Consider the following 24,094-nt stretch of genomic DNA (forward strand, 5'->3'; position numbering starts at 1 on the left):
GATCGGCCTGTGACCACGCCTGTTTCACTCGCACTGGCCATCGGAACCCTGGTGGCCGGTGCGGTGGTCGGCTACCTCGTCGCGCGGGCGCGAAGCCGGCGCGAAGTGGCCCGGCCGCCGGGCCCGACCGTCGCGGAGCTCCTGGAACGGCTGGTCCGGTCGTCGCACAACGGCGTCGTCGTGCTCAACCGGTTCGGCGACATGGTGCTGCACAACCCCCGTGCCTACGAGCTGGGCCTGGTGCGGGTCAACCAGGCCGACCCGCGGGCCCGCAAGGCCGCCGAGCAGGTCGCCGAGACCGACGAGCCGATGGAGATCGACCTCTCGCCGCTCGAAGCGCGCGGCCGCCAGCCGGAAGCGGTGCTCGGCCAGGTCCGGCCGCTCGGCGACGGCTTCACCGTCGTCGAGGCCGTCGACCACTCCGAGGCCATCCGCCTGGAGGCCGTGCGCCGCGACTTCGTCGCCAACGTCAGCCACGAGCTCAAGACCCCCGTCGGCGCGATCGCGCTGCTCACCGAGGCCGTGCTCGACGCCGCCGAGGACGTCGAGGAGGTCCGCCGCTTCGGCGGCAAGATCCTGCGCGAGTCCACCCGGCTCGGCCGGCTCGTCACCGAGCTGATCGCGCTTTCGCGGCTCCAGGGCGCCGAACGGCTGCCGGACCTCAACGTCGTCGAGATCGACGCCGTCGTCCGCGAAGCGCTCGGCCGGACGACGCTCTCGGCCGAGTCGGCCGACATCCGGATCACCACCGACACCCCGAGCGGCCTGCTCATCGAGGGCGACCGGACGCTGCTGGTCACCGCGCTGTCGAACCTGCTGGAGAACGCCGTCGCGTACTCGCCGGCCGGCAGCCCGGTGTCGATCTCGCGCCGGCTCGCCGACGGGATGGTCGAGGTCGCCGTCACCGACCGGGGGATCGGCATCGCCGAAGACGAGCAGCAGCGCGTGTTCGAGCGCTTCTACCGCGCCGACCGGGCCCGCTCGCGCGCCACCGGCGGCACCGGGCTGGGCCTGGCGATCGTCAAGCACGTCGCGGCCAACCACGGCGGCTCGGTCGGGCTGTGGAGCCGGCCCGGCACCGGCTCGACGTTCACGCTGCGCATCCCCGCGCACGTCCGCCCCGACCCGGCCCCCGAGCCGGCGCGGGCCACCAAGACCTCGCCGGCACCACGGCAGGAGAAGACCCCCGAGCGCACCCCGAGGCTCGTGGTTACCGGGCAGGACAGCCCAGATCATGGAGGAAACCTGTGACCAGGGTTCTCATCGTCGAGGACGAGGAGTCGTTCGCCGACCCCCTCGCCTTCCTGCTGCGCAAGGAAGGGTTCACCGCGGCCGTGGCCGGCACCGGCCAGGCGGCGCTGGAGGAGTTCGACCGCAACGGCGCCGACATCGTGCTGCTCGACGTCATGCTGCCCGGGATGAGCGGCACCGACGTCTGCAAGCAGCTGCGCCAGCGGTCGGCCGTGCCGGTGATCATGGTGACCGCGCGCGACAGCGAAATCGACAAGGTCGTCGGCCTGGAGCTGGGCGCGGACGACTACGTGACGAAGCCGTACTCGGCGCGGGAGCTGATCGCGCGGGTCCGGGCGGTGCTGCGCCGCGGCGGCGAGCCGGGCTCGGAGGGCGAGCTGGCCCCGCTGGTGCTCTCGGCGGGTCCGGTCCGGATGGACGTCGAGCGGCACGTGGTGACCGTGGACGGTGCCGAGGTGTCGTTGCCGCTCAAGGAGTTCGACCTGCTGGAGTACCTGCTCCGCAACGTCGGCCGGGTGCTCACGCGCGGGCAGCTGATCGACCGGGTGTGGGGCGCGGACTACGTGGGCGACACGAAGACCCTGGACGTCCACGTGAAGCGCCTGCGCTCGAAGATCGAGCCGGACCCGGGCTCCCCGCGGCACCTGGTGACGGTCCGCGGCCTGGGCTACAAGTTCGAGACGTAAGTCCCTTTTGGTCCGTGAAGGCCTGCATCCCGGCTGCTATGGCCGGGAAGGAGGCCTTCACGGCTTTTGGCGTGGTCCGGGGCCCCGGGGAGGCGCGCCGGGGCGGTACCGCACCGAGTGTTGTTGGTTACATGTTCGAGACCCGGCGCTGGGCCCGGTACCCTGGACCCCCGTGCGCCTAGGGGTACTCGACGTCGGTTCCAACACCGTCCACCTGCTCGTGGTCGATGCCCACCGTGGCGCCCACCCGACGCCGATGCATTCCGAGAAGTCCGTGCTCCGCCTGGCCGAGCAGATCACCCCCGGCGGCGAGCTCAGCAAGGCCGGCGCCGACGACCTCGTGACCGCCGTCGAATCCGCCAAGGACGCCGCCGCGCGGCTCGGCTGCGAAGAAGTCATGGCCTTCGCCACCTCCGCGGTCCGCGAAGCGAAGAACTCCGCGAAGGTCCTCGCCCGCGTCGCCGACAAGACCGGCGTCGACCTGCAGGTCCTCTCCGGCACCGACGAAGCCCGGCTCACCTTCCTCGCCGTCCGCCGGTGGTACGGCTGGTCGGCCGGCCAGCTGCTCGTGCTCGACATCGGCGGCGGCTCGCTGGAGATCGCGATGGGCCGCGATGAGGAGCCCGTCCTGGCCGAGTCGCTGCCGCTGGGCGCGGGCCGCACCACGCGCACCCGCTTCAAGCACGACCCGCCGACGCGCTCCGAGCTCGTCGCGACGTCGGCCTGGCTCGACGACCAGCTCACCGAGCTGGCGCGGAAGGTCACCAAATGGGGTGAACCCGATCGGGTCGTGGCGACGTCGAAGACGTTCCGGTCACTCGCCCGGCTGACCGGCGCCGCCCCCTCGGCGGCGGGCCCGCGCGTCCGACGTACGCTCACGGACACCGCACTGCGCCAGCTCCTGGCCTTCATCTCGCGGATGCCGTCGGCCGACCTCGCCCAGCTCGAGGGCGTCAGCTCGGGCCGGTCGCACCAGCTGGTGGCGGGCGCCCTCGTCGCGCAGGCCACGATGCGGGCGCTCGGATTGCCGGAACTCGAGATCTGCCCGTGGGCTCTGCGAGAAGGTGTCATCCTGCGGCGGCTGGACCATTCCAACGGCGCGGACGAAACCGGAGCCGCCCTCGTGGGGCGCTTCGGCGCACAGGAGGACCGGTGAAAGCAGGCGGCTGGACTTCCCGGAAGGTTAACGGGCACGGTGGAGAGGTGACGGACATGCAGAGGTCGGCGTTCAGCGCGCGCGGCGCCGCCGGCGTGCCGTCGTTTACCGCTTCGCCGAGTGCCGAGGAGCCGGAGCGCGCAGGGGACGACCAGGTATGACGGACCAGACCGGAGGCGACCAGCCGCAGAAGACCGTGGCTGAGCTGCTCGCCCAGCACGGTGCCCAGGTCGACGGCGGCAACCGCCGTCGCCGGCGGCGCGCGGCCGAGGACGACGACGAGCCCGCCACCCCGGAGACCCCGCCCGGCGCGACCGGCTCCCACCGGCGCCCGGGGGTGTCCGACACCGGCCCGCAGGCGATCATCGACCGGGTCGCCGGCGAGGGCACGCCTCCGCCGCCGAACCGGCCCGCCGGACGGCGCCGCGCCGAGCCGCCGTCCCCGCCGCCGCCCGCACCCCGCGCGGTCCCGCAGGACTCCCAGCCGCTGCCGCGGCCGGTCCCGCCGCCCCCGGCCCGGCCCGCCCCCGGTGGTGCCGAGTCCAGCCAGTACCAGCGCCCCCCGGCGCCGCCGCAGCAGTCGGGCCAGTTCTCCCGGCCGCCCCAGGAGTCCGGCCAGTTCGCGAGCCCGCCGGCGCGGCCACCGCAGGAGTCCGCGCAGCTGCCCGTGCCGCCGCGCGCGCCCCGGCGTCAGCCGCCACCTCCGCCGGCCCCCCAGCCGTCGCAGCAGCTGCCCACCCCGCCGCCCGCCGCCGCGGCCGAGGAGACCCGCGCGGCCGTCCCGCCGGTGCGCCGTCGCCCGCCGCCGGCTCCGCAGCCGTCGCAGCAGCTGCCGACCCCGCCGCCGCAGCCGTCCCAGCAGCTGCCGACGCCTCCGCCCTCCGGCGGACCGCTGTCGGCCCGGCTCGACGGCCTCAACGGCACCCCGGACGCCGACATCGACGTCCCGCCGGGCCCGATGGCCAGCGGCACGTTCTCGACGCCGCCGGCCGCGCCCGGGCGTCCGCGGCGGGGCCCGGCGCGCCGTCCGCAGCCGCAGCAAGAGGCCTACACCGAGCAGTTCGACGCGGTGGCCGGCGAGCCGCCGCTGCCGTCCGCCCCGGCGCCGGGCAAGAAGAAGCCCGACGGCCCGGAGCCGTCGTCGCCGGGCGGGCTCGCGAACTGGCGCAAGCGCCGGCAGAAGGAGCAGCTGGAGGACACCGAGATCGGCGTCATGCCGGTGGTGCCCACCGACGCCCCGGCCGACGGCTACCCCGACGACGACTTCGAGCCCGAGGGCTTCGCGCCGGAAAGCAGCGGCTACCAGGCCGCCTACGACGCCGGCCCGCCGACCGGCACGTATCCGCCGCCGATGCCGTTCGCGCCCGGCGACCGCGCCTCGCGCGCGCCGATCCCGGACGACCTCGAGCCCTACGAGCGCGAGTTCGCCGACGGCTACCCGGCCGACGGCCCGGACTTCGAGCAGGACGACTACGCCTACGAGCAGGGCGAAGGCTACGAGGACGACGAGTACGACGACGCGCCCGAGGCGATCGCCGAGCCGGAGCCCGTGACCTCGCCCGGCAAGGCGTGGCTGGCGCTGGCCGGCCAGCTGGCGATGGGTGTCGTCGGCGGCGCGGCCGTGTGGCTGGGCTTCAACTGGCTGTGGGTGAACATCCCCGCGGCCGCCCTGGTGGCGGCGCTGCTGGTGGTGGTCGCGCTGGTCTGGATCGTCCGGAAGATCCGCCGGGCCGAGGACCTGCAGACCACGGTGCTGGCGGTGCTGGTCGGCCTGGTCGTGACGGTGTCCCCGGCGGCGTTGCTGCTCGTCGGCCGCTGACGTCACACGTGACGAAGGTGCCCTTCGGCCCCGTTCGGTGACGAGGCAGGATGGCGCGCGTGACAGACGAGAAGCCGGTCCCCGTCGGGCTCAGCACGGCGTCCGTGTGGCCCCTCAAGGCCGGGACCGCCTTCGAGCTCGCCGCCGAGCTCGGGTACGACGGCGTCGAGGTGATGGTCTGGGCCGACCCGGTCAGCCAGGACGTCAGCGCCCTGCGCCGGTGGTCGCGCCGCACCGGGGTGCCCGTGCTGTCCATCCACTCGCCGTCGCTGCTGATCACCCAGCGGATCTGGTCACCCGATCCCGTGGTGCGGCTGCGGATGTCCGTCGACGCCGCTCTCGAGCTCGGCGCGCGCACCGTCGTCGTGCACCCGCCGTTCCGGTGGCAGCGCCGCTACGGCGACGCGTTCGGTGATCTCGTCGACGAGCTGGAGGAGTCCAGCGGGATCGAAATCGCCGTCGAGAACATGTTCAAGGTGCGCCCGCCGGGTGGTTCGAAGAATGCGCGCGTCTCCGCGTTCCGGCCCTCGATCGACCCGACGGACGTCGGTTTCCGGCACTACACGCTCGACCTGTCCCACACCGCGGCGGCCCGGATGGACGCCCTCGCGCTGGCGCAGCGGATGGGGGAGGGTCTCTCGCACGTCCATCTGGCGGACGGCACCGGCCTCCCGAAGGACGAACACCTGGTGCCCGGGCGGGGCGGCCAGCCCTGCGCCGAGCTGCTGGAGAAGCTGGTCAGCAGCGGTTTCGCCGGGCAGATCGTGCTGGAGATCAACACCCGGCACGCCGGGACCGGCGCCCAGCGGGTCCGGGACCTGGCGGAGGCATTGCTGTTCGCGCGATTCCACCTAGGGCAGTAATTGCGCACTTCCGGCGGACACGACTGCTCCCGGGTCCATTTACGGCGGCCGAACACGTAAAGTTCCGGCTGTGAAACCGTCGCGCTCGCTGATCGTCACCTCGCCGGATTCCCGCGTTGGCACGGCGCGTTCGTGAGCGGAACGGACGGCACCGCCGTGTCCTTCGACACGGCGAGTGCGGCGCGGTCGCTGGGGGACGGCACCTTCACCGCGGTGCTGCGTGCGGAGTGGGCCATCGGCTCGCACCCGCACGGGGGATTCCTGCTGGCCCTGCTGGCCAAGGCGGCGATCGCCGCGCTGCACGAGCGGGGTGAGCCGCACGCGGAGCCGCTCGTCGTGAGCGCGGAGTTCCTGCACGCGCCCGCGCTCGGCCCGGTGCTGCTGCGCACGGACGTCCGGAAGGTCGGCCGCCGCGCGACGGTCGTCGAGGTCCGCCTGGAGCAGCGCGGCCGCAGCTGCGTCGAGGCGCGCGTGACGACCGGGCGGCTGCCGATGCGGCGCCCGGAGTGGACGGACGTGCCGTCCATGCCCGCCGAGCCGTCACCCGGCGCGCTCGCGATGGCCGAGAGCACCGAGGGCCCGTTCAACCTGGCCAAGGGCTGCGAGGTCCGCCTCGACCCGGCGACCGCGGGCTACCTGGCCGGGCGCACCGACGAGCCGCCCCGGATGCGGCTGTGGGTCCGGCCGCGCCACAGCCTGGTCGACCCGTTCTTCACGCTCCTCGCGTCCGACGTCAACCCGCCGGTGGTGATGAACCTCGGCCGCATCGGCTGGGCACCGACGGTCCAGCTGACGGCGCTCCTGCGCACGCGCCCGGCCCCGGGGTGGCTGCGGGTGGTGGTGGAGTCCCGTTCGGTGCACGAGTCGTGGTTCGACTCGGACGCGACGGTGATCGACTCCCAGGGGCGGCTGGTGTGCCAGGCCCGGCAGCTGGGCTTGGCCCCGGCGCCAGGCGGCTGAGCCCGAGCCTGAGCGGTGCCGGGGAACGGCGGGTGGCCGGAACGGGTGGCCGGGCGACGCGGCTAGACCTCGCTCGACATCGGGCGACTGAGCCGGGTCTCGGTCGGCTGCGGCACCGCGACCGGTTCGGTGAAGCGTCAGGCGAGGCAGCGGAGCGCCGCGCGAGCTGAGCGGTGCCGGAACGGCGGACAGTCGGAACGGGTGGCCACGCGAGACGGCTGGGGCCTCGCCCCGGCACCGGGCGGCTGAGCCGGGTCCCGGTCGGTACGGGCGCGGCTGCCGGTTCTTCGAGGCGGCTGAGCGTTGCCGGGGAACGGCGGGCGGCCGGAACGGGTGGCCGGGCGACGCGGCTAGACCTCGCTCGACATCGGGCGACTGAGCCGGGTCTCGGTCGGCTGCGGCACCGCGACCGGTTCGGTGAAGCGTCAGACAAGGCAGCGGGGGCCCGCGCCGCGCGGGCTGAGCTGGGTTTCGCCCGGCACCGTGCGGCTGAGCCGGGTCTCGGTCGGCTGCGGCATCGCGGCCGGGGCGGCGGTGCGCCAGGCGAGGCAGCGCCCCGCGCCGCGCGGGCTGAGTGGTGCCGGGGAACGGCGGGCGGCCGGAACAGGTGGCCGGGCGACGCGGCCGGGTCTCGCCCCGGCACCGGGCCGCTGAGGCGCGTTTGGCACGCTTTACGGCATGACGGTCATCGCGGTGCTGGGTGCGGGGAAGATCGGCGAGGCGTTGCTCTCGGGGCTGCTGCACGGCGGCCACGAGCCGGACGATCTCCTCTTCACCGAGCGGTACCCGGCGCGCGTCGAAGAGCTCACCGCGCGGTACGGCATCCGCGGGGTCGAGGTCGAGGAAGCCGCCAAGCAGGCCGATGTCCTGGTCGTGGCCGTGAAGCCGCAGGACATCGAGCCGGTGCTCGACGAGCTCGCGCCGCTGCTGAACCCGTCTTCGCTGGTCGTTTCGCTGTGCGCCGGGCTGCCGACGTCGCTGTACGAGCGCCGGCTGGCCGAGGGCGTCCCCGTCGTGCGGGTCATGCCGAACACCCCGATGCTGGTCAACGAGGCCATGAGCGCCATCTCCGCGGGCCGCTGGGCCACCGCCGACCACCTCGCGACCGTGCGCGACCTGCTCTCGCACGTCGGCCAGGTCGTCGAGGTGCCCGAGGGGCAGCAGGACGCCGTCACGGCGCTGTCCGGCTCCGGTCCGGCGTACTTCTTCTACCTGGTCGAGGCCATGATCGACGCCGGCATCCTGCTGGGGCTGCCGCGGGCACTGGCCGGGCAGCTGATCATCCAGTCGGCCGTCGGCGCGGCGAAGATGCTGGCCGAGTCCGACGAGCACCCCGTGCTGCTGCGCGAGGCCGTGACGTCGCCGGCGGGCACGACCATCAACGCGATCCGCGAGCTCGAGAAGCACGGCGTCCGGGCGGCGCTGCTCGATGCGATCGAGGCGGCGAAGGACCGGTCCGAGGCACTGGGCAAGGCTCACGAAGGCTGACGGGGCCGCCAGTCCGCGGCCCAGGCGTCGAGCCGCATCAGCGTCTCGAACAGGGATTTCCCCTGCTCGGTGAGCGCGTAGCCGTCACCGGCGTGGTCGGCTAGATCCGCTTCGCCCAGCTCGCGCAGCCGCGTGGCCAGCACGCTGGACGAGACGCCGTCGCACCGCTGCTGCAGCTCGCGGAACGTCGGTTTCGCGCCGTCGCGCAGCTCCCACAGGATCCGCAGGGTCCAGCGCCGGCCCAGCAGGTCGAGCAGCGCCATGATCGGGCGGCCGGTCGTCGAACCGCGGACCGGGCGGCCGGGCAGGGGAGTCGTCATTGCTTTCCTTTCCGAAGCGCTCGATGCTAGCGTGCCGGACATGCCTCTGAAATCGAAGCGGCCGCGGATAGCGCCCCTCGAGCCGCCGTTCGACGCCGAGGTCGGCGCGGTGCTCGACGAGCTCGGGCCGCCGCTGCAGCTGTTCCGGGTCTGGGCGCGCCGCCCCGGCCTCGCCCGCGGTGTCGCGAGCTGGGGCCGCTACTACTTCTCGCGGCAGTCCGCGCTGAGCGTCCGGCAGCGTGAGCTGGTCATCGACCGGACGACGGCGCTGTGCGGCGCCGCCTACGAGTGGGGCGTGCACGTCGCCGCCTTCGCCGCCAAGGCCGGCCTCGATGCCGAGCAGATCCGCTCGCTGGCCGGCGGGAGCCCGGCCGACGGCTGCTGGACCCCGCGGGACCGCGCGGTGCTCGCGGCCGTCGACGAGCTGCACGCGACGTCGGACCTGTCGGACGAGGCCTGGGCGGACCTGGTGGCGGCGGTCGGGGAGGACGGCGCGCTCGACCTGCTGCTCGTCTGCGGCTGGTACCACGCCATTTCGTTCACCGTCCGGGCCCTGCGGCTGCCCCTCGAACCGGGTTCCGCGCGCCCGGAATCGCCGTAATGGGCGATTGCGCCGGTCTTGCACGCGCGGGTGCTCATGCGTTAGCGCTGGTAGGAGCCCATCTCGGTGACAGGCGTCGCATTAGTCCCACCAGTCCCGCTACTCTCGATAGAGCACGTGCGTGTCGGTACCACAGGTGGGGAAGCCTCGTGGCGCGACGCGTGTCGAAGGACGCGGTAAACATGTCGCCGAACAAGAAGGAGGATCTGCCGGCAGTCGGGCAGGTCCAGTTCCTGACGGTCGCCGAGGTGGCCACGCTGATGCGGGTCTCCAAGATGACCGTCTACCGTCTCGTGCATTCGGGAGAGCTGCCCGCCGTCAGGGTGGGCAAGTCGTTCCGGGTGCCGGAGAAAGCAGTGCACGAGTACCTCCAGGGTGCTTACTACGACGTGGGTTGACCCGGTCGCCGGGCACGCCGTGGCCAGCGGCGCGCAGCGCTACACCGTGCCCGCCGACCGGCCCGCACACCGTGGCGGGTAACCTGGAAAACCGCTCGTGCCTGTGCGCTCCACCCGTTGGACGCTGCGCCGGGCAGCGTGACCGACGACGACCTAAGGAGCGCCCATGGGCTCTGTGATCAAGAAGCGCCGCAAGCGCATGTCGAAGAAGAAGCACCGCAAGCTGCTTCGCCGCACGCGAGTGCAGCGTCGTAAGGCCGGCAAGTAAGACCCAGCCGTGCGTAGCCGTGGCCCGTCCAGTCTCTGGACGGGCCACGTCCATGTGGTGGGCCGGTTCCCCCCGTTCGAGTGAGGCGTTCGTCGCTTTCCGGGGGAATAGCGGTTAATAGCACGTAAGACACCCCTGAGCTACCACTGAAGAGCGGTAACATCTCAAGGGTGTCCGCGCGATGCTTCCAGTGAGTGCAGGCCCGCGCACTTCGGGTGATCGTCCACCCCCACCACGCCCTACGCCGCAGGGAGTCGCATGCCGTCGAACATCGTGCTCGTCACCGGGGTAGCCGGCGAACTGGGCGGGAAACTGCTCGCCCGGCTGGGCAACAACCCCGATTTCGAACGGGTCATCGGTGTCGACACGGTCGCTCCGGACAAGACGGTCCTGCAGCGCATGGGCCACGCGGAGTTCGTCCGCGCGGACATCCGGAACCCCCTGATCGCCAAGGTGATCAGTACCGCCAATGTGGACACGGTGGTGCACGCTTCCTGCACCGCGCACCCGGCCGGGCCGGGTCGCCGCACGGCGATCAAGGAAGTGAACGTCATCGGCACCATGCGGCTGCTGGCCGCGTGCCAGCGCTCGCCGTTGGTCCGCAAGCTGGTCGTCAAGTCGACGGCGGCGGTGTACGGCGCGGGCGCCCGTTCGCAGGCGGTGTTCACCGAGGACTCCGAACTCATCCCGACCTCGACCAGTGGGTACGCGAAGGACGCCGTCGAGATGGAGGGGTACGTGCGCGGCCTGGTGCGGCGCCGGCCCGACATCACCACGACGCTGTTCCGCTTCGCCAACATCATCGGCCCGGCGACCGACACCGTCCTTTCGCGCTACTTCGCGCTTCCGGTCGTCCCGACCGTCTTCGGCTACGACGCCCGCATCCAGCTGCTGCACTCTTCCGACGCGCTGGCCGTGCTGGAACGTGCGACCCTCAACGACAAGCCCGGCGTCTTTAACGTCGGCGCGGAAGGGGTACTCACCCTTTCGCAGGCGATCCGGCGGGCCGGCCGGGTCGAGCTGCCCATGCCGCGGAGCGTGGTGCCGTCGGTCGGCAAGGTTCTGCGCGGCGCTCGCGTCGTGGACTTCTCCGCCGACCAGGTCCGGTTGCTGAACTTCGGCCGGGTCGTCGACATCGCCAAGCTGAAGAGCGACTTCGGCTACACCCCGCGGTGGACGACGCGTGAGGCGTTCGACGACTACATCGCCGGACGCGGGCTCCGGCCGGTGCTCGACGGCGGCAAGCTGGCGGGCCTGGCCGGCAAGGTGCTCGTTGCCGCCGCGACGGGGCAGTCGAACCGATGAGCAGGCCTTTCGGGGGTCCGGGTGGCGGAGCCCCCGGCCCGGAGCGAAGCTCCGGTTGTTACAGCAGACCGCACGACCTGGACGAGTTCGGAAGCGAGGCGGAGACGGTGGGCGGTGCCGAAGCGCAGGTCATCCCCCTGCACGGACCGGGCCGGGAGAAGCCGGACGCGGACCGCGACCTCCGTGAGGAGGCGCGCGCGGACGCGCCGGTCGTCGCCTTCCCGGGCGCGGACCGGCCGGCCCCCGAGGAACCCCTCTCGGACGCCGCGCGCTCGGCGCTCGGCTTCATCCGGGACAGGCTGACCGGCGACTACACGGTCGACGAGTTCGGGTTCGACGCCGAGCTGACCGACGCGGTGTTCCTGCCGCCGCTGCGCGCGCTGTACAAGAAGTGGTTCCGCGTCGACACGTTCGGCGTCGAGAACCTGCCGCTCGAAGGCGGCGCGCTGCTGGTGTCGAACCACTCGGGCACGGTGCCGCTCGACTCGCTGATGACGGCGGTGGCGGTCCACGACGAGACGGGCGGCCGGCACCTGCGCGGTCTCGGCGCGGACCTGGTGTTCCAGGTGCCGCTGGTGGGCTCGTTCGCCCGCAAGTCCGGCCAGACGCTGGCCTGCAACGCGGACGCGGAACGCCTGCTGGGCAACGGTGAGCTGGTCGGCGTGTGGCCGGAGGGCTTCAAGGGCGTCGGAAAGCCGTTCTCCTCGCGCTACAAGCTCCAGCGCTTCGGCCGCGGCGGGTTCGTGTCGGCGGCGCTGCGCGCGGGTGTCCCGATCATCCCGGTGTCGGTGATCGGCGCCGAGGAGATCTACCCGAAGCTGGGCGACATCAAGATCCTGGCGCGCATGTTCGGGCTGCCGTACTTCCCGGTGACGCCGTTCTTCCCGCTGTTCGGCGCGCTGGGCGCGATCCCGCTGCCGACGAAGTGGAGCATCGAGTTCGGCGAGCCGATCCGGACGGACCAGTTCGAGCCGGAGGCCGTCGAGGACCCGATGCTGGTGTTCCAGCTGACGGACCAGGTGCGGGAGACGATCCAGCAGACGCTGTACCAGCGGCTTTCGCAGCGGAAGTCGGTCTTCCGGGGCTGAGCGTCAGCGGCGGCGGTAGGCCATGCCCGCCGCCACCGCGCCGGCCAGAGCACCCGCGCCCAGCACCGACGGCACGCCGATCTTCGCGGCCTTCCGGCCCGTCCGGAAGTCGCGGATCTCCCAGCCACGCGCCCGCGCCACGTCCCGCAACCCGCCGTCCGGGTTCACCGCCACCGCGGTGCCCACCGCCGACAGCATCGGGATGTCGTTCGCCGAGTCCGAATATGCCGTGCAGCGCTTGAGGTTCAGGCCCTCGCGCGACGCCAGGGCCCGCACCGCGTGTGCCTTCGCGCGGCCGTGCAGGAGGTCGCCCACCAAGCGTCCTGTGTAGACGCCGTCGCGCGTTTCGGCCACCGTGCCCAGTGCGCCCGTCAGCCCCAGGCGGCGGGAAATGATCGCCGCCAGCTCGATCGGGGTCGCCGTCACCAGCCAGACCCGCTGGCCCGCGTCGAGGTGCATCTGCGCCAGCGCGCGCGTGCCGGACCAGATCTTGTCCGCCATCAGCTCGTCGTAGATCTCTTCGCTGATCGACGTCAGCTCCGCCACCGTGCGGCCGGCCACAAAGGACAGTGCGCGCTCGCGGTGGGTCCGGATGTCCTCTTTGTTCTCGCGGCCGCCGAGGCGGAACTTGATCTGGCCCCAGACGAACCCGGCGAGGTCCGACGACGTGAAGAACTTCCGCGCCGCGAGCCCGCGCGCGAAGTAGAAGATCGACGCGCCCATCATCATCGTGTTGTCGACGTCGAAGAACGCGGCCGCCGTGAGGTCCGGCGGGGCGGGCGGGGCGGGGGGCTCGGCGACCACGCGGGCGTGGGCGGCCTCGGCCGACGCTTCGCCCGCGAGCGTGGCGAGCCGTTCCAGCTCCTGACTCTTATCCCTGCCACGCCAAGCTGACACGCACACCGCCTCCACGTCTGCCCACGTCTGGCGACGTCCCTGCGAACGTCCGGGTCCTTCGCACAGCGTAGCGAGCCGCCCACCGCGCCGTCGCGGGTGTGGCCCGGACCTCAGCCGATCACGATCGGCGGCAGACCCGGGAGCAGCGGCGGGATCGAAACCAGCGGTGGCGGCTGGGTGGTCGACGTCACCGGGGGCCGCTGCGTGGTCGTCGGGTCCTGGCCGTACACCGGCGGCGGCGTGACCCCGCCGGTCGGCACGGGGATGCCGGGCGTCGTCGCGGCGTCCGACGGCGGCAGCTGCGTGCCCGTCGGAGCCGGGGACGTGCTTTCGGCCGTCGACGGCTCGTCCGACGCCGATGCCGGCTCGCCGCCGGACGAAGGAACCGGCCGCTGCGTGCACTCGCCGGTCGCCGGGAGCGGGCCCAGTTCGTCGGACGCGCCGGTGGTGATCTGGTAGCAGTTCATCCGCTCGACCAGCCCGCTCGTGCGCTCCTGGACCTTGCCGAGCAGGTCGCGCACGTCGCCGAACACCGTCGCCGCGGCCGCCGGGAGCTTCGGCTGGCCGGCCGCGAGCCTTGCCTCCTGGTTCCGCGCCCACAGCCGGACGTCGGACAGCGCCTGCGTGCCGCTGCCGTCGCTGGTCGCCACCGCGGCCATCTGGGCGACGCCGGCGCGAAGGTCGGTCGCGAAGTCGTCGTACGCCGTCCGGTAGTCCGCTTCGCTCGCGCCCTGCGCGGCCAGTTCGCTGAGCTCGGTGACGCGGTTGGTGGCGAACTCGAGGTGCTTCCGGGCCTTCGCCTGGTCGCCGAAGGTCAGGCCCAGCGCCGTCGACTCACCGGCCCGCTTGACACCGTAGAGCGGATCACCCGGCAACGCGTTCCGCGAGAGCACCAGGGTCAGGCCGGAGAGGACGAGCACGAGGAAGAGCGCGGCGGCCACCAGGTCGGCGGTCCGCGGCCGCCACCTCCGACGCGGGGTGGCCGCCGCCGTCTCCAGGCGGCCCGCGATCTCCGCGCGGATCCGCTGCCGCGTCTCCAGGTCCGGGGCCCCAGCCGCACCGAGCTCGCGCAGGGCGCCGACGAGGGCCAGTTCGTCGGCGAACTCGCCGTCCCGCTGCTTCGGGGACGGCTCCAGGGCACGCGCGAACCGATCGATCTCGGCTCGCTCACGCGCAAACCTCACTGCGCAGCTCCATCCGGGCCGTGGCCGGTCCTGACACCGGTCTGGCAGGAGTAACGATTAAGAAGGCGTCAGGGTTACCGGTTTCGGTCAACGGGCCGAAAACTTCGCGGGATCAGCGCAATCCGGTGGGCAGGAGTTGTGCCAAACGGCGTACCGCGCGGTGCTGGAGCGCCTTGATCGCGCCCTCGTTGCGGTTCATGATCTCGGCCGTCTCCGCCACCGACAGGCCCTGCAGGAACCGCAGGATGATGCATTCCCGCTGGTCATCGCCCAGTTCGGCGACGCAGCGCAGCAACTCGGTGCGGGTGGCGCGGCTGATCGCCTCCTGCTCCGGGCCCGCCTGGACGGACGCGCCGACGCTGAACGGCGCCGAACCCGGCTCGGTCACCTCGTCGGTGACGACCTCGAGGCGGAACCGGCTCGACTTCACGTGGTCGAGCACGAGGTTGCGGGCGATGGTGACGAACCAGGCGCCGACGTCACGTCCCTGGTAGCTCACCGACGTGATCCGGCGCAGCGCGCGCAGGAACGTCTCGCTGGTGACGTCCTCGGCGAGGTCCCGGTCGCCCAGCCGGAAGAGCACGTACCGGTAGACGACGTCCACGTAGCGGTCGTAGAGCCGGCCGAACGCGGACGAGTCACCGTCCTGCGCGGCGCGCACCAGGTCCCAGGCTTCGGCCTTCGCCGCCTCGGCGCGCTCCTCGTCGACCGCCTGCCTGCTCATCGGCACGGACGGCGATCGGCCGAAGACGCGTTCGGCGAACATGAAGACGGGCCCGCGGCTCACGGCGGTCGGCACGGTCATCGGGCGGCACCTCCGGCGGCGGCTTCGGCCCTGTGCTGGGCCACGGTACCCCCGGAACTCCGGCGAGCAGGGGCCTGCCGGCTCGCGTGCCCCACGGCCTCGTGGGCAGGCAAGTTCGTCACGGCGACTCCCTCTCTCCGGTCGCGGTGGTGATCAACACCACCCCGACGCAGTGCAGCATACGTGTTGTTACCGCGAAGTAGGTAGTGGCTCCGGGGTTGCAGAAACGCGACGCTCGCGGTCAGCACCCATGACGTCGCTTCGAATGACAGACTTGCAACGGTTTGGTCCGGGCGAGGAGAGGTGGACCGCGGATGAGTGCTCCAGAGGGGACGCAGTCAGGGGTCGGCGGGCTGCTCACCAGGGCCGCGGCGACGTGGCCGGACCATCCGGCCGTGCGAGAGACGGGCACCGGCCGAGGGCTGACGTACGCCCGGCTCGAGGCCGCCGTGCAGGCGCAGGCCAGGCGGCTCGCGGACGGCGGGGTCGAGCCCGGCGACCGGGTCGCGTTGCGGCTGCCGACGTCGGTGGACTTCGCGGTCGCGTTCTTCGGCGCGCTGCGCGCCGGCGCGGTCGTCGTGCCGCTGTCGCCGCAAGCGCCGCGACCCGAGCTCGAGAAGCTCCTCGAGCACAGCGGTGCCAAGGTTGTCATCACGCGCGACGCCGAAGAGGCGCTGCCGGACGGCGTGATCGGTCTCACTCCGGAATCCGACCCGGATGGAGCAATCGAAACTGTCGATGCGGGGCGCGCGGGGGAGGACGTCGCCGTCGTCTCCTACACCTCCGGGACCACCGGCCCGCCGCGCGGCGTGATGCTGTCGCACCGCGCGCTGCTGGCGAACCTGGAGCAGATCAGCCGCGTCGAGGGGGCGCTGGAGCACGACGACCGCGTGCTGATCACCATCCCGCTCTTCCACGTCTACGGCCTCGGCCCCGGACTGCTGCACGCGGTCGCGGCCGGGGCGACCGCGGTCCTGTCGGAGCGCTTCGAAGCGCAGCGCACGCTGGACGACTGCGCCGAACACGGCGTCACGACGATCACCGGCGTCCCGACGATGTACTCCGAGTTCGCCGCACTCGGCACCGAGGAGCTGAAGCGGGGACTGGCCACCGTCCGGCGGATGACGTCGGGCGCCGCGCCGCTGCACCCGAAGGTGCTCGGCGCGATCCGCGAGGCGACCGGCCTCGACGTCTACGAGGGCTACGGGCTGACCGAATGCGCGCCGGTGGTGACGTCGACGCTGGTCACCGGCTACCCGAAGCCGGGTTCGGTCGGGCGGCCGCTGCCCGGGGTGGAGCTGCGGCTGGTCGACAGCGACGGCACCGACCAGGCCGTGCCGCTCGACCCCGACGACGTCGACGACGTCTTCGAGGCCGAAGGCGAGACCGGGCTGGTGTCGATCCGCGGCGCGAACCTGTTCTCCGGCTACTGGCCCGACGGCGGCCACGGGCCGGACGACGAGGGCTGGTTCCGCACCGGTGACGTCGGCTACCTCGACGTCGACGGCGACCTGCACCTGGTCGACCGGGCCAACGACCTGATCATCGTCAACGGCTTCAACGTCTTCCCCCGCGAAGTCGAAGAGGTCATCGGGCGGCTGCCGGAGGTGGCCGAGGCGGCCGTCGTCGGGGTCGTGGACGAGCGCAGCGGCGAGGCCGTGAAGGCGTTCGTGGTGCCGGTCGCCGGGGCGTCGCTGTCCGAGCAGCAGGTCGTCGACCAGTGCACGGCCCACCTGGCCGGGTACAAGGTGCCGCACGCCGTGGAGTTCGCCGAGTCGCTGCCGCACTCGGCGACCGGCAAGCTCCGCCGCATGCGGTTGCGGTAGTGCGGTAGTAAGGACGGCATGGCGCACGAAGTGACGGTCATGAGCCGGGTGGGGTGCCACCTCTGCGAGGTCGCGGAGGCGGACGTCGCCCGGATTTGCGGCGAGCTGGGCCACACGTGGAAGACGGAGGACGTCGACACGGACCCGGAGTGGCGCGCGGAGTACGGCGACCGCGTCCCGGTGATCCTGGTCGACGGCGCCGAGCACGGGTACTGGCGGGTGGAAGAGGACCGGTTGCGGCGCGCGCTGGCCTGAGCCGTAACACGTCCGTAAGGCGGATCGGGCAGCCTTCCGGAGCGCGGGCTCCGAAGATGGAGGCGTGAGCACTCTGCAGGAAGCGCCGCCCGAAGCGCCCAGGCGGCTTTCGCTGCCCGTCGCCACCCTCATCGGGCTTCTCGCCCTGGCCGCCGCGCTCGGGGTCGGGCACCTCGTCGCGGGCTTCGTCGGCTACACCGCTTCGCCGTTCATCGCGGTCGCCAACTACGTCATCGACCACAGTCCGACCGGGATCGTGAAGTGGGCCGAGCGGACGCTGGGCACCTGGGACAAGCCGATCCTCAAGGCCGGGCTCGCCGTGGTGCTCGTGCTCTTCGCTCTGCTCGCCGGCCAGCTCTCGCGCCGGACGCCGCGGGCCGGGCAGGTCCTCGTCTTCCTGCTGGGCGCCGCCGGGGTCGCCGCCGTCTACGCGCGCAGCGACCTCGGGCAGGTCTCACTGCTCGCGCCGGTCGCCGCCCTGGTCGCCGGGCTCGTCGTCTTCACGATGCTGCACCGGGTCGCCCTGCCCGTGGACGTCGTGTCCGAGCGGGGCTTCGACCGCCGGAAGTTCCTGCGCGCCGGCGTCGGCGTGGCCGCGGGGTCGGGGATCGCCGCCGTGGTCGGGCAGGTGGCCGGGACCAGCTCGAACGCCGAGGACTCCCGGGCCGCGGTCGGGCCGCTCGTTCCCGCGCGCACCGCGCCGCCGCTGCCCGCGGACGCCGACTTCGCGAAGCTGGGCTCGCCGCCGTTCCTCACGCCGAACGGCGACTTCTACCGCATCGACACCGCGCTGGTCGTCCCGCAGATCCGCACCGAGGACTGGAGCCTGAAGATTCACGGGATGGTCGACAAGGAGGTCACCTTCTCCTACGCCGACATCCGCAACCGGCCGCTGGTCGAGCGCCGCGTCACGCTCACCTGCGTCTCCAACGAGGTCGGCGGGCCGCTGATCTCGAACGCGACCTGGCTCGGCGTCGACCTCGTGGACCTGCTCGACGAAGCCGGCGTACAGCCGGGCGCCGAGCAGATGTTCGCCACCAGCGTCGACGGCTGGACCTGCGGCACCCCGGCGAACGTCGCGCTCGACCCGCAGCGCGGCGCGATGCTGGCGATCGGCATGAACGGCGAGCCGCTGCCGATCGAGCACGGCTTCCCCGCTCGGATCGTCATCCCCGGGCTGTACGGCTATGTCTCCGCGACGAAGTGGGTCGAATCCCTCGAATTCACGAAGTGGGACGCGCGGCAGTCGTACTGGCTGAACCGTGGCTGGGCCGAGCAGGCGCCGATCAAGACGGAGTCCCGGATCGACACGCCGACCGGCTTCGCGGGCGTGACGGCGGGCAAGGTCCGGCTGGCCGGCACGGCGTGGGCGCAGCACACCGGCATCGCGAAGGTCGAGGTCCGGCTCGACCAGGGGGCGTGGCAGCCCGCGACGCTCTCGGCCGAGGTGAGCAAGGACACCTGGCGCATGTGGTGGATCGAGCTGGACGTGCCGACGGGCACGCACCAGGCGTTCGTCCGGGCGACCGACCAGGACGGCTACACGCAGACGGAGAACCGCGCGGACCCGGTCCCGGACGGCGCGACCGGCTGGCACTCGGTGACCCTCGACGCCCACTGACCCGAGCGCCCCAAGGCGGCCTTGGTTGCGTCAGACGCACCCAAGGCGGCCTTCGGTGCGTCTCACGCACCGAAGGCCACATTGGGGCGCTTGGTTCCTGAGCCTCGGAAGTGCCTGCCGGACAAGGATTCTGACGCCGTGTCATGTTCGGCGCCCGTCCCAGCGGCCGGGAACCGCCTCCGACCAGTGACTTTGTGCGCGCGTTCACAAGTGGTCTACCGTAGGGCCATCGCCCCCGGGCGGTCCGCATCGAACCGGACCCCGCGCCCTGGGTCAAGACACAGTTCGGCAAGGCCGTGGCGATGGCCGCCGGGTGCACAGCGAGCAGGAGACGACGGCGTGGTGACACAGCGGGGGAGGCGCGACGACGCGGGCTCCCCGGGCCGGCCGCCGCGCCGGCCGCGCCGCCCGGACACCCCGGACGCCGACAACGCGCCGACCGCCGAGATCCCGGCCGTCCCCGCCGCCGGCAACGGCCGCGCCGGGGATCCCCCCGAGGCCGTCCGGGCGAAGCAGATCCCCGAAGCCGCGGTCGCCCGCCTCGCCGTCTACCTCCGCGTGCTGTCCGGGATGTCCGAGCAGGGCGCGACGACCGTTTCGAGCGAGGAACTCTCCCAGGCGGCGGGCGTCAATTCCGCGAAATTGCGCAAAGACCTCTCGTACCTGGGCTCCTACGGCACCCGCGGCGTCGGCTACGAAGTCAGCGTCCTGGTCAGCCAGATCGAGCGCATCCTCGGCCTGACCCGGCAGCACAAAGTGGCCGTGGTCGGCATCGGCAACCTGGGTCACGCGCTGGCCAACTACGGCGGCTTCCCGGGGCGCGGCTTCCCGGTCGAAGCGCTGTTCGACCTGGACGCGGACCTGATCGGCGTGCCGGTCGGCGGCCTCCCGGTGTCGCACATGGACGACATCCCGCGGGTGTGCGCCGAGCGCGGCATCTCCATCGGCGTGATCGCCACCCCGCCCACGGCCGCGCAATCGGTGTGTGACCGCCTCGTCGCGGGCGGTGTGCAGTGCATCCTCAACTTCGCTCCCGTAGTGCTGCAAGTTCCTGCTCACATCGAGGTCCGCAAAGTGGATTTGGCTGTGGAGCTGCAGATACTCTCGTTCCATGTGGCCCGCCGTGCGGACGACGCCGCCGGTAATCAGGGCAATTCCGGATTACCGGGCACGGGTCTGCCGTCCGAGAATGGGAAGGGCGGCCGGAACGGCTCGGGTCCGGACGGCGGACGGGAAATGGTGGTGCGCGGATGAGCGTGTTGGCGGTCGGCCTTTCGCATCGGAGTGCGGAGCTGAGCACGCTCGAGCGCGTCGCGGTGCCCGCGCCCGACGTGGGCAAGGTCCTCGACGAACTGCAGCAGGCCGAGCACGTCAGCGAGGTCATGCTCGTCTCGACGTGCAACCGGATCGAGGTCTACGCGGTCGTCGAGACCTTCCACGGCGGCCTCAACGACGTCTCCGCGGTGCTGGCCCGCCAGGCCGGCATGGAACCGGCTGACCTCTACGACAGCCTGTACGTCCACTACGCCGGCGCCGCCGTCGAGCACCTCTTCTCGGTCACCTCGGGCCTCGACTCGATGGTCGTCGGCGAGACGCAGATCCTCGGCCAGGTCCGGTCCGCCTACGCCACCGCGCGCGAGGCCGGCACCGTCGGCCGCACGCTGCACGAGCTGATCCAGACCACGCTGCGCGTCGGCAAGCGCGTGCACTCCGAGACCGGCCTCGACCAGCTCGGCGCGTCGGTCGTCTCCGAGGCGCTCGCCGCGGCCGGGGACGTCGCCGGCAAGCACGCCGTCATCGTCGGCGCCGGCTCGATGGGCGCGCTGAGCGCGTCGCAGCTGCGCAAGGCCGGCATCGGCGAGATCACCGTGGCCAACCGCACCGACGCCCGCGCCCGCCGCCTCGCCGCGAACGTCACCGAGCAGGGCGTGCCCGCCCGCGCGATCCCGCTGTCCCACGTGGCCGACGCGGTCCGCGACGCCGACATCGTCATCTGCTGCACCGGCGCGCAGGACGCCGTCTTCGGCCCCGGGCACGTGCTGCCCCGCGGCGGCCGCGACCTCGTCGTCTGCGACCTCGGCCTGCCCCGCGACGTCGACCCGGCGGTCGGCGAGCTGGCCGGCGTGCGCGTCGTCGACCTGGCCACCATCCAGCGCCGGATGCGCGAAGCCGGCACCCCGACCACCGAGCGCCAGACGGCCAAGGCGACCGGGATCGTCCTCGACGAGGTGCGCGACTACCTCGCCGGGCAGCGCAGCGCCGAGGTGACCCCGACGGTGACGGCGTTGCGCCGCCGCGCGGCCGAGGTCGTCGACGCCGAACTGCTGCGGCTGGACCACCGCCTGCCGGACCTCGACGGCGCCGTCCGCGAAGAGGTCGGCCGCACGGTCCGCCGCGTGGTCGACAAGCTGCTGCACGCGCCGACCGTCCGGGTGAAGCAGCTGGCCGCCGAGACGGCCGAGACCGACTACGCGAACGCGTTGCGCGAACTGTTCTGCCTCGACCCGCAGGCCCCCGCCGCCGTGGCGAGCCCGAAGCCCCCACCAGAGAAGAAGTAGTAGTGACCACAGTCATTCGCATGGGCACGCGCGGATCGAAGCTCGCGCTCACCCAGACCGGGACCGTCGCCGACGCCCTGCGCGCCACCGGCGTCGAGGTCGAGATCGTCAAGGTGACCACGCCCGGTGACCGATCGTCCGCGCCGATCGCCACGATCGGGGTCGGCGTGTTCACCTCGGCGTTGCGGGAAGCCTTGCTGCGCAACGAGGTCGACGTCATCGTCCACTCGTACAAGGACCTGCCGACCGCTCCCGAACCGGGCATCACGCTGGCCGCCGTGCCACCGCGCGAGGACCCGCGGGACGCGTTGATCGCGCGGGACGGGCTCACGCTGGGTGAGCTGCCGCCGGGCTCGACGGTGGGCACGGGCGCGGCCCGGCGCATCGCGCAGCTGCGCGCGCTGGGTCTCGGTTTGGAAATCGTGCCGATTCGCGGCAATATCGACACCCGCATGCGCAAGGTGACCGACGGCGAGCTGGATGCCGTGGTGCTCGCGCGTGCCGGACTGGCCAGGGTCGGACTGGTCGAGGCGATCACCGAGACCCTCGACCCGATCCAGATGCTGCCCGCGCCCGCCCAGGGCGCGCTGGCGGTGGAGTGCCGGGCCGCCGACGTGGACCTCGAGCACCTGCTCGCATCCACATTGGACGACGAGGGCACGCGGGCCGCGGTGACGGCCGAGCGTGCTCTGCTGGCCGCGCTCGAGGCGGGGTGCAGCGCGCCGGTGGGCGCGCTCGCCGAGATCGTCGAAGATCTCGACGCCGAGGGCAAGGTCGTGGAACGGATCTCGCTGCGCGGCACCGCCGCGGCCGAAGGCGAGGACGGCGCGGTGGACATGGTCCGGGCCATCGCGCTGGCCGACAAGCACCAGGCCGCCCAGCTGGGCAAGGACCTGGCCGCCGAGCTGCTGGACCTCGGAGCCGGAGCCCTCTCCGGTCCCGCTCAGTAGCGCTTTCCGAGCGCTTTTAAAAAGACGTAGGAGACCTGCGTTCGTGCGATCCCGCACGGCCGCCGCAAGAGGAGAAACGCACAGATGACCCCCGCGCGAAAGACCACCGGGCGCGTAGCGTTCGTGGGCTCCGGGCCCGGCGACGCCGGCCTGCTCACGGTCCGTGCCCAGGAACTGCTCGCCAAGGCCGAGGTCGTGGTGACCGATCCCGACGTGCCCCAGGCCGTGCTGGCCATGGCCGCCGAGGGCGCCGAGGTCCGGCCCGCCGTCGGCGAGGCCGCCGAGGTCGCCAAGGACCTCACCGCCGAGGCGAAGGCCGGCCGGCTGGTGCTGCGCCTGATCGCGGGCGACCCGCTGACCACCCCGGCCGTGGTGGCCGAGGTGCAGGCGGTCGCGCGCACGAGCGCCGTGTTCGACGTCATCCCGGGCGTCTCGCCGGGCGCGGCCGTCCCGGCTTACGCGGGCGTCGCGCTGGGCGGCACGCACACCGAGGTCGACGTCCGCGGCGACGTCGACTGGGCGGCCCTGGCCGCCTCGCCGGGCCCGCTGGTGCTGCACGCGACGTCGGCCCACCTGGCCGAGGCCGCGTCGGCGCTGACCGGCAACGGCGTCCCGGCGTCGACCCCGGTCGCGGTCACCGCGAACGGCACCATCAACACCCAGCGCACCCTCGACACCACGCTCGAGAAGGTCGCCAACGACGCGGGCGAGCTCGTCGGGCCGCTGATCGTCACGATCGGCCAGGCCGCCGGGCAGCGTTCGAAGCTGTCGTGGTGGGAGTCCCGCGCGCTCTACGGCTGGAAGGTCCTGGTGCCGCGCACCAAGGAGCAGGCCGGCGAGATGGCCGAGCGCCTGCGCGGCCACGGCGCGACGTCGCACGAGGTGCCGACCATCTCGGTCGAGCCGCCCCGCAGCCCGGCGCAGATGGAGCGCTCGGTCAAGGGCCTGGTCGACGGCCGCTACCAGTGGATCGTCTTCACCTCCACCAACGCGGTCCGCGCGGTGTGGGAGAAGTTCGAGGAGTTCGGCCTGGACGCCCGCGCGTTCTCCGGCGTGAAGATCGCCTGCGTCGGCTCCGCGACCGCGGAGAAGGTGCGTTCGTTCGGCATCATCCCGGAGCTGATCCCCTCGGGCGAGCAGTCTTCGGAAGGCCTGCTGGCCGAGTTCCCGCCGTACGACGACGTGCTCGACCCGGTCGACCGCGTGCTCCTGCCGCGGGCGGACATCGCCACCGAGACGCTGTCGGCCGGCCTGCGCGAGCGCGGCTGGGAGATCGACGACGTGACGGCCTACCGGACCGTCCGGGCCGCCCCGCCCCCCGCCGAGACCCGCGAGATGATCAAGACCGGCGGGTTCGACGCGGTCTGCTTCACCTCGTCTTCGACCGTGCGGAACCTGGTCGGCATCGCCGGCAAGCCGCACACCCGCACGCTGGTCGCGTGCATCGGCCCGAAGACCGCCGAGACCGCGGTGGAGTTCGGGCTCCGGGTCGACGTCCAGCCGGAGAAGGCGGACGTGCCGCACCTGGTGGACGCGCTGGCCGAGCACGCCGCCCGCCTGCGTGCGGAAGGCGCCCTGCCGCCGCCGCGCAAGGCGAAGCGGGCCCGCCGCTCCTGAGGTTCCCAGCGCCCCAAGGTGGCCTTCGGTGCGTTCAACGCACCGAAGACCGCGCTCAAGGCGTCGAGCGCCGCCTCGCTGCAGTCGATCAGTTCCTGGACGTCGTGCCGGTAGACGGCCAGCAGGAGCGCTTCCCGGCTGGGGAAGTGGCGGTAGAGCGTGCCCTGGCCGACGCCGG

At 72.6% G+C, this 24,094-nt stretch carries 23 protein-coding genes and 1 pseudogene; 19 read left to right on the forward strand and 5 right to left on the reverse strand.

The annotated features are described in order from the left end of the window. Positions 1–9: 9 nt before the first annotated feature. The 7 genes from AB0M83_RS40210 (at position 10) to proC (ending at position 8,223) form a co-directional block, all read left to right on the forward strand. Positions 10–1,251, forward strand: a complete 1,242-nt coding sequence (locus tag AB0M83_RS40210) for an ATP-binding protein (RefSeq protein ID WP_364525704.1) — start codon at positions 10–12, stop codon at positions 1,249–1,251. Then, positions 1,248–1,937 (forward strand): response regulator transcription factor, encoded by a 690-nt coding sequence (locus AB0M83_RS40215; RefSeq protein ID WP_364525706.1) that lies wholly within the window; start codon positions 1,248–1,250, stop codon positions 1,935–1,937. The genes AB0M83_RS40210 and AB0M83_RS40215 overlap by 4 nt, the downstream gene beginning before the upstream one ends. 172 nt (positions 1,938–2,109) lie before the next feature. Beyond that, positions 2,110–3,093, forward strand: a complete 984-nt coding sequence (locus AB0M83_RS40220) for a Ppx/GppA phosphatase family protein (protein ID WP_364525708.1) — start codon at positions 2,110–2,112, stop codon at positions 3,091–3,093. A 157-nt stretch (positions 3,094–3,250) separates the two neighbouring features. Continuing rightward, complete coding sequence (locus AB0M83_RS40225; RefSeq protein ID WP_364525710.1) at positions 3,251–4,912, forward strand: hypothetical protein; 1,662 nt, start codon at positions 3,251–3,253, stop codon at positions 4,910–4,912. Between the two features lie 50 nt (positions 4,913–4,962). Next, entirely contained in the window at positions 4,963–5,775 is an 813-nt protein-coding gene (locus AB0M83_RS40230; RefSeq protein WP_364525712.1) for a sugar phosphate isomerase/epimerase family protein, read from the forward strand. Positions 5,776–5,907: 132 nt separating this feature from the next. After that, entirely contained in the window at positions 5,908–6,735 is an 828-nt protein-coding gene (locus AB0M83_RS40235) for a thioesterase family protein (protein ID WP_364525714.1), read from the forward strand. Positions 6,736–7,413: 678 nt separating this feature from the next. Next, complete coding sequence (gene proC, locus AB0M83_RS40240; RefSeq protein WP_364525716.1) at positions 7,414–8,223, forward strand: pyrroline-5-carboxylate reductase; 810 nt, start codon at positions 7,414–7,416, stop codon at positions 8,221–8,223. Here proC and AB0M83_RS40245 read toward each other — a convergent pair. After that, on the reverse strand, positions 8,211–8,543 hold the full coding sequence (locus AB0M83_RS40245; RefSeq protein WP_364525718.1) for a helix-turn-helix domain-containing protein: 333 nt from the start codon (positions 8,541–8,543) through the stop codon (positions 8,211–8,213). The genes proC and AB0M83_RS40245 overlap by 13 nt on opposite strands. A gap of 40 nt (positions 8,544–8,583) precedes the next feature. Between AB0M83_RS40245 and AB0M83_RS40250 the strand changes: the two genes are divergently transcribed. From AB0M83_RS40250 to AB0M83_RS40270, 5 genes are all read left to right on the forward strand, one after another. Continuing rightward, positions 8,584–9,144: a carboxymuconolactone decarboxylase family protein gene (locus AB0M83_RS40250; protein ID WP_364525720.1), complete on the forward strand. Its 561-nt coding sequence runs from the start codon at positions 8,584–8,586 to the stop codon at positions 9,142–9,144. Positions 9,145–9,326: 182 nt separating this feature from the next. Continuing rightward, a complete protein-coding gene (locus AB0M83_RS40255; RefSeq protein WP_013222402.1) occupies positions 9,327–9,542 on the forward strand; it encodes a helix-turn-helix domain-containing protein in 216 nt (71 codons plus the stop codon). 166 nt (positions 9,543–9,708) lie between these two features. Beyond that, the gene (locus AB0M83_RS40260; protein ID WP_007030867.1) at positions 9,709–9,810 is read left to right on the forward strand and encodes an AURKAIP1/COX24 domain-containing protein; all 102 of its coding nucleotides are present in this window, start codon (positions 9,709–9,711) and stop codon (positions 9,808–9,810) included. Positions 9,811–10,068: 258 nt separating this feature from the next. Then, positions 10,069–11,115 carry an NAD-dependent epimerase/dehydratase family protein gene (locus AB0M83_RS40265; RefSeq protein ID WP_364525722.1) on the forward strand — a complete coding sequence of 349 codons (1,047 nt, stop codon included), beginning with the start codon at positions 10,069–10,071 and terminating at the stop codon, positions 11,113–11,115. A 77-nt stretch (positions 11,116–11,192) separates the two neighbouring features. After that, a complete protein-coding gene (locus tag AB0M83_RS40270; RefSeq protein WP_364525742.1) occupies positions 11,193–12,203 on the forward strand; it encodes a lysophospholipid acyltransferase family protein in 1,011 nt (336 codons plus the stop codon). Positions 12,204–12,206: 3 nt separating this feature from the next. On the opposite strand, the gene AB0M83_RS40275 is transcribed toward AB0M83_RS40270, so the two are convergent. The 3 genes from AB0M83_RS40275 to AB0M83_RS40285 all read right to left on the reverse strand — a co-directional run bounded on the left by AB0M83_RS40275 (position 12,207) and on the right by AB0M83_RS40285 (position 15,089). Then, positions 12,207–13,100, reverse strand: coding sequence for an HAD-IB family hydrolase (locus AB0M83_RS40275; protein ID WP_364525724.1), 894 nt, complete (start codon positions 13,098–13,100; stop codon positions 12,207–12,209). A 110-nt stretch (positions 13,101–13,210) separates the two neighbouring features. After that, entirely contained in the window at positions 13,211–14,284 is a 1,074-nt protein-coding gene (locus AB0M83_RS40280) for a DUF5667 domain-containing protein (protein ID WP_364525726.1), read from the reverse strand. A gap of 112 nt (positions 14,285–14,396) precedes the next feature. Beyond that, positions 14,397–15,089, reverse strand: coding sequence for a sigma-70 family RNA polymerase sigma factor (locus AB0M83_RS40285; protein WP_284748123.1), 693 nt, complete (start codon positions 15,087–15,089; stop codon positions 14,397–14,399). Between the two features lie 314 nt (positions 15,090–15,403). Here AB0M83_RS40285 and AB0M83_RS40290 point away from each other — a divergent pair, with 314 nt between their 5' ends. The 7 genes from AB0M83_RS40290 to AB0M83_RS40320 all read left to right on the forward strand — a co-directional run bounded on the left by AB0M83_RS40290 (position 15,404) and on the right by AB0M83_RS40320 (position 23,916). After that, the gene (locus tag AB0M83_RS40290; RefSeq protein WP_364525728.1) at positions 15,404–16,915 is read left to right on the forward strand and encodes an AMP-binding protein; all 1,512 of its coding nucleotides are present in this window, start codon (positions 15,404–15,406) and stop codon (positions 16,913–16,915) included. Between the two features lie 18 nt (positions 16,916–16,933). Beyond that, positions 16,934–17,170, forward strand: coding sequence for a glutaredoxin family protein (locus AB0M83_RS40295; RefSeq protein ID WP_364525730.1), 237 nt, complete (start codon positions 16,934–16,936; stop codon positions 17,168–17,170). 64 nt (positions 17,171–17,234) lie between these two features. After that, entirely contained in the window at positions 17,235–18,791 is a 1,557-nt protein-coding gene (locus AB0M83_RS40300; RefSeq protein WP_364525732.1) for a molybdopterin-dependent oxidoreductase, read from the forward strand. 447 nt (positions 18,792–19,238) lie between these two features. Beyond that, a complete protein-coding gene (locus tag AB0M83_RS40305; RefSeq protein ID WP_364525744.1) occupies positions 19,239–20,045 on the forward strand; it encodes a redox-sensing transcriptional repressor Rex in 807 nt (268 codons plus the stop codon). After that, a complete protein-coding gene (locus AB0M83_RS40310; RefSeq protein ID WP_364525734.1) occupies positions 20,042–21,349 on the forward strand; it encodes a glutamyl-tRNA reductase in 1,308 nt (435 codons plus the stop codon). The genes AB0M83_RS40305 and AB0M83_RS40310 overlap by 4 nt, the downstream gene beginning before the upstream one ends. A 20-nt stretch (positions 21,350–21,369) precedes the next feature. Continuing rightward, entirely contained in the window at positions 21,370–22,299 is a 930-nt protein-coding gene (hemC, locus tag AB0M83_RS40315) for a hydroxymethylbilane synthase (protein WP_364525736.1), read from the forward strand. Between the two features lie 84 nt (positions 22,300–22,383). Beyond that, positions 22,384–23,916 carry a bifunctional uroporphyrinogen-III C-methyltransferase/uroporphyrinogen-III synthase gene (locus AB0M83_RS40320; protein ID WP_364525738.1) on the forward strand — a complete coding sequence of 511 codons (1,533 nt, stop codon included), beginning with the start codon at positions 22,384–22,386 and terminating at the stop codon, positions 23,914–23,916. An 83-nt stretch (positions 23,917–23,999) separates the two neighbouring features. Here AB0M83_RS40320 and AB0M83_RS40325 read toward each other — a convergent pair. Then, positions 24,000–24,094, reverse strand: a pseudogene (locus AB0M83_RS40325) (TetR/AcrR family transcriptional regulator); the annotation flags it as partial.

Source organism: Amycolatopsis sp. NPDC051106, assembly GCF_040682775.1.
In the GTDB taxonomy this organism is placed as follows: Bacteria; Actinomycetota; Actinomycetes; order Mycobacteriales; family Pseudonocardiaceae; genus Amycolatopsis.

What these genes read in the sequence shown, in the direction of transcription:
- AB0M83_RS40225 (WP_364525710.1), top strand. Translation starts at nt 3,251, where the DNA reads ATGACGGACCAGACCGGAGGCGACCAGCCGCAGAAGACCGTGGCTGAG.
- AB0M83_RS40230 (WP_364525712.1), top strand. Translation starts at nt 4,963, where the DNA reads ATGGCGCGCGTGACAGACGAGAAGCCGGTCCCCGTCGGGCTCAGCACG.
- proC (WP_364525716.1), top strand. Translation starts at nt 7,414, where the DNA reads ATGACGGTCATCGCGGTGCTGGGTGCGGGGAAGATCGGCGAGGCGTTG.
- AB0M83_RS40245 (WP_364525718.1), bottom strand. Translation starts at nt 8,543, where the DNA reads ATGACGACTCCCCTGCCCGGCCGCCCGGTCCGCGGTTCGACGACCGGC.
- AB0M83_RS40250 (WP_364525720.1), top strand. Translation starts at nt 8,584, where the DNA reads ATGCCTCTGAAATCGAAGCGGCCGCGGATAGCGCCCCTCGAGCCGCCG.
- AB0M83_RS40255 (WP_013222402.1), top strand. Translation starts at nt 9,327, where the DNA reads ATGTCGCCGAACAAGAAGGAGGATCTGCCGGCAGTCGGGCAGGTCCAG.
- AB0M83_RS40260 (WP_007030867.1), top strand. Translation starts at nt 9,709, where the DNA reads ATGGGCTCTGTGATCAAGAAGCGCCGCAAGCGCATGTCGAAGAAGAAG.
- AB0M83_RS40265 (WP_364525722.1), top strand. Translation starts at nt 10,069, where the DNA reads ATGCCGTCGAACATCGTGCTCGTCACCGGGGTAGCCGGCGAACTGGGC.
- AB0M83_RS40285 (WP_284748123.1), bottom strand. Translation starts at nt 15,089, where the DNA reads ATGACCGTGCCGACCGCCGTGAGCCGCGGGCCCGTCTTCATGTTCGCC.
- AB0M83_RS40290 (WP_364525728.1), top strand. Translation starts at nt 15,404, where the DNA reads ATGAGTGCTCCAGAGGGGACGCAGTCAGGGGTCGGCGGGCTGCTCACC.
- AB0M83_RS40295 (WP_364525730.1), top strand. Translation starts at nt 16,934, where the DNA reads ATGGCGCACGAAGTGACGGTCATGAGCCGGGTGGGGTGCCACCTCTGC.
- AB0M83_RS40310 (WP_364525734.1), top strand. Translation starts at nt 20,042, where the DNA reads ATGAGCGTGTTGGCGGTCGGCCTTTCGCATCGGAGTGCGGAGCTGAGC.
- hemC (WP_364525736.1), top strand. Translation starts at nt 21,370, where the DNA reads ATGGGCACGCGCGGATCGAAGCTCGCGCTCACCCAGACCGGGACCGTC.
- AB0M83_RS40320 (WP_364525738.1), top strand. Translation starts at nt 22,384, where the DNA reads ATGACCCCCGCGCGAAAGACCACCGGGCGCGTAGCGTTCGTGGGCTCC.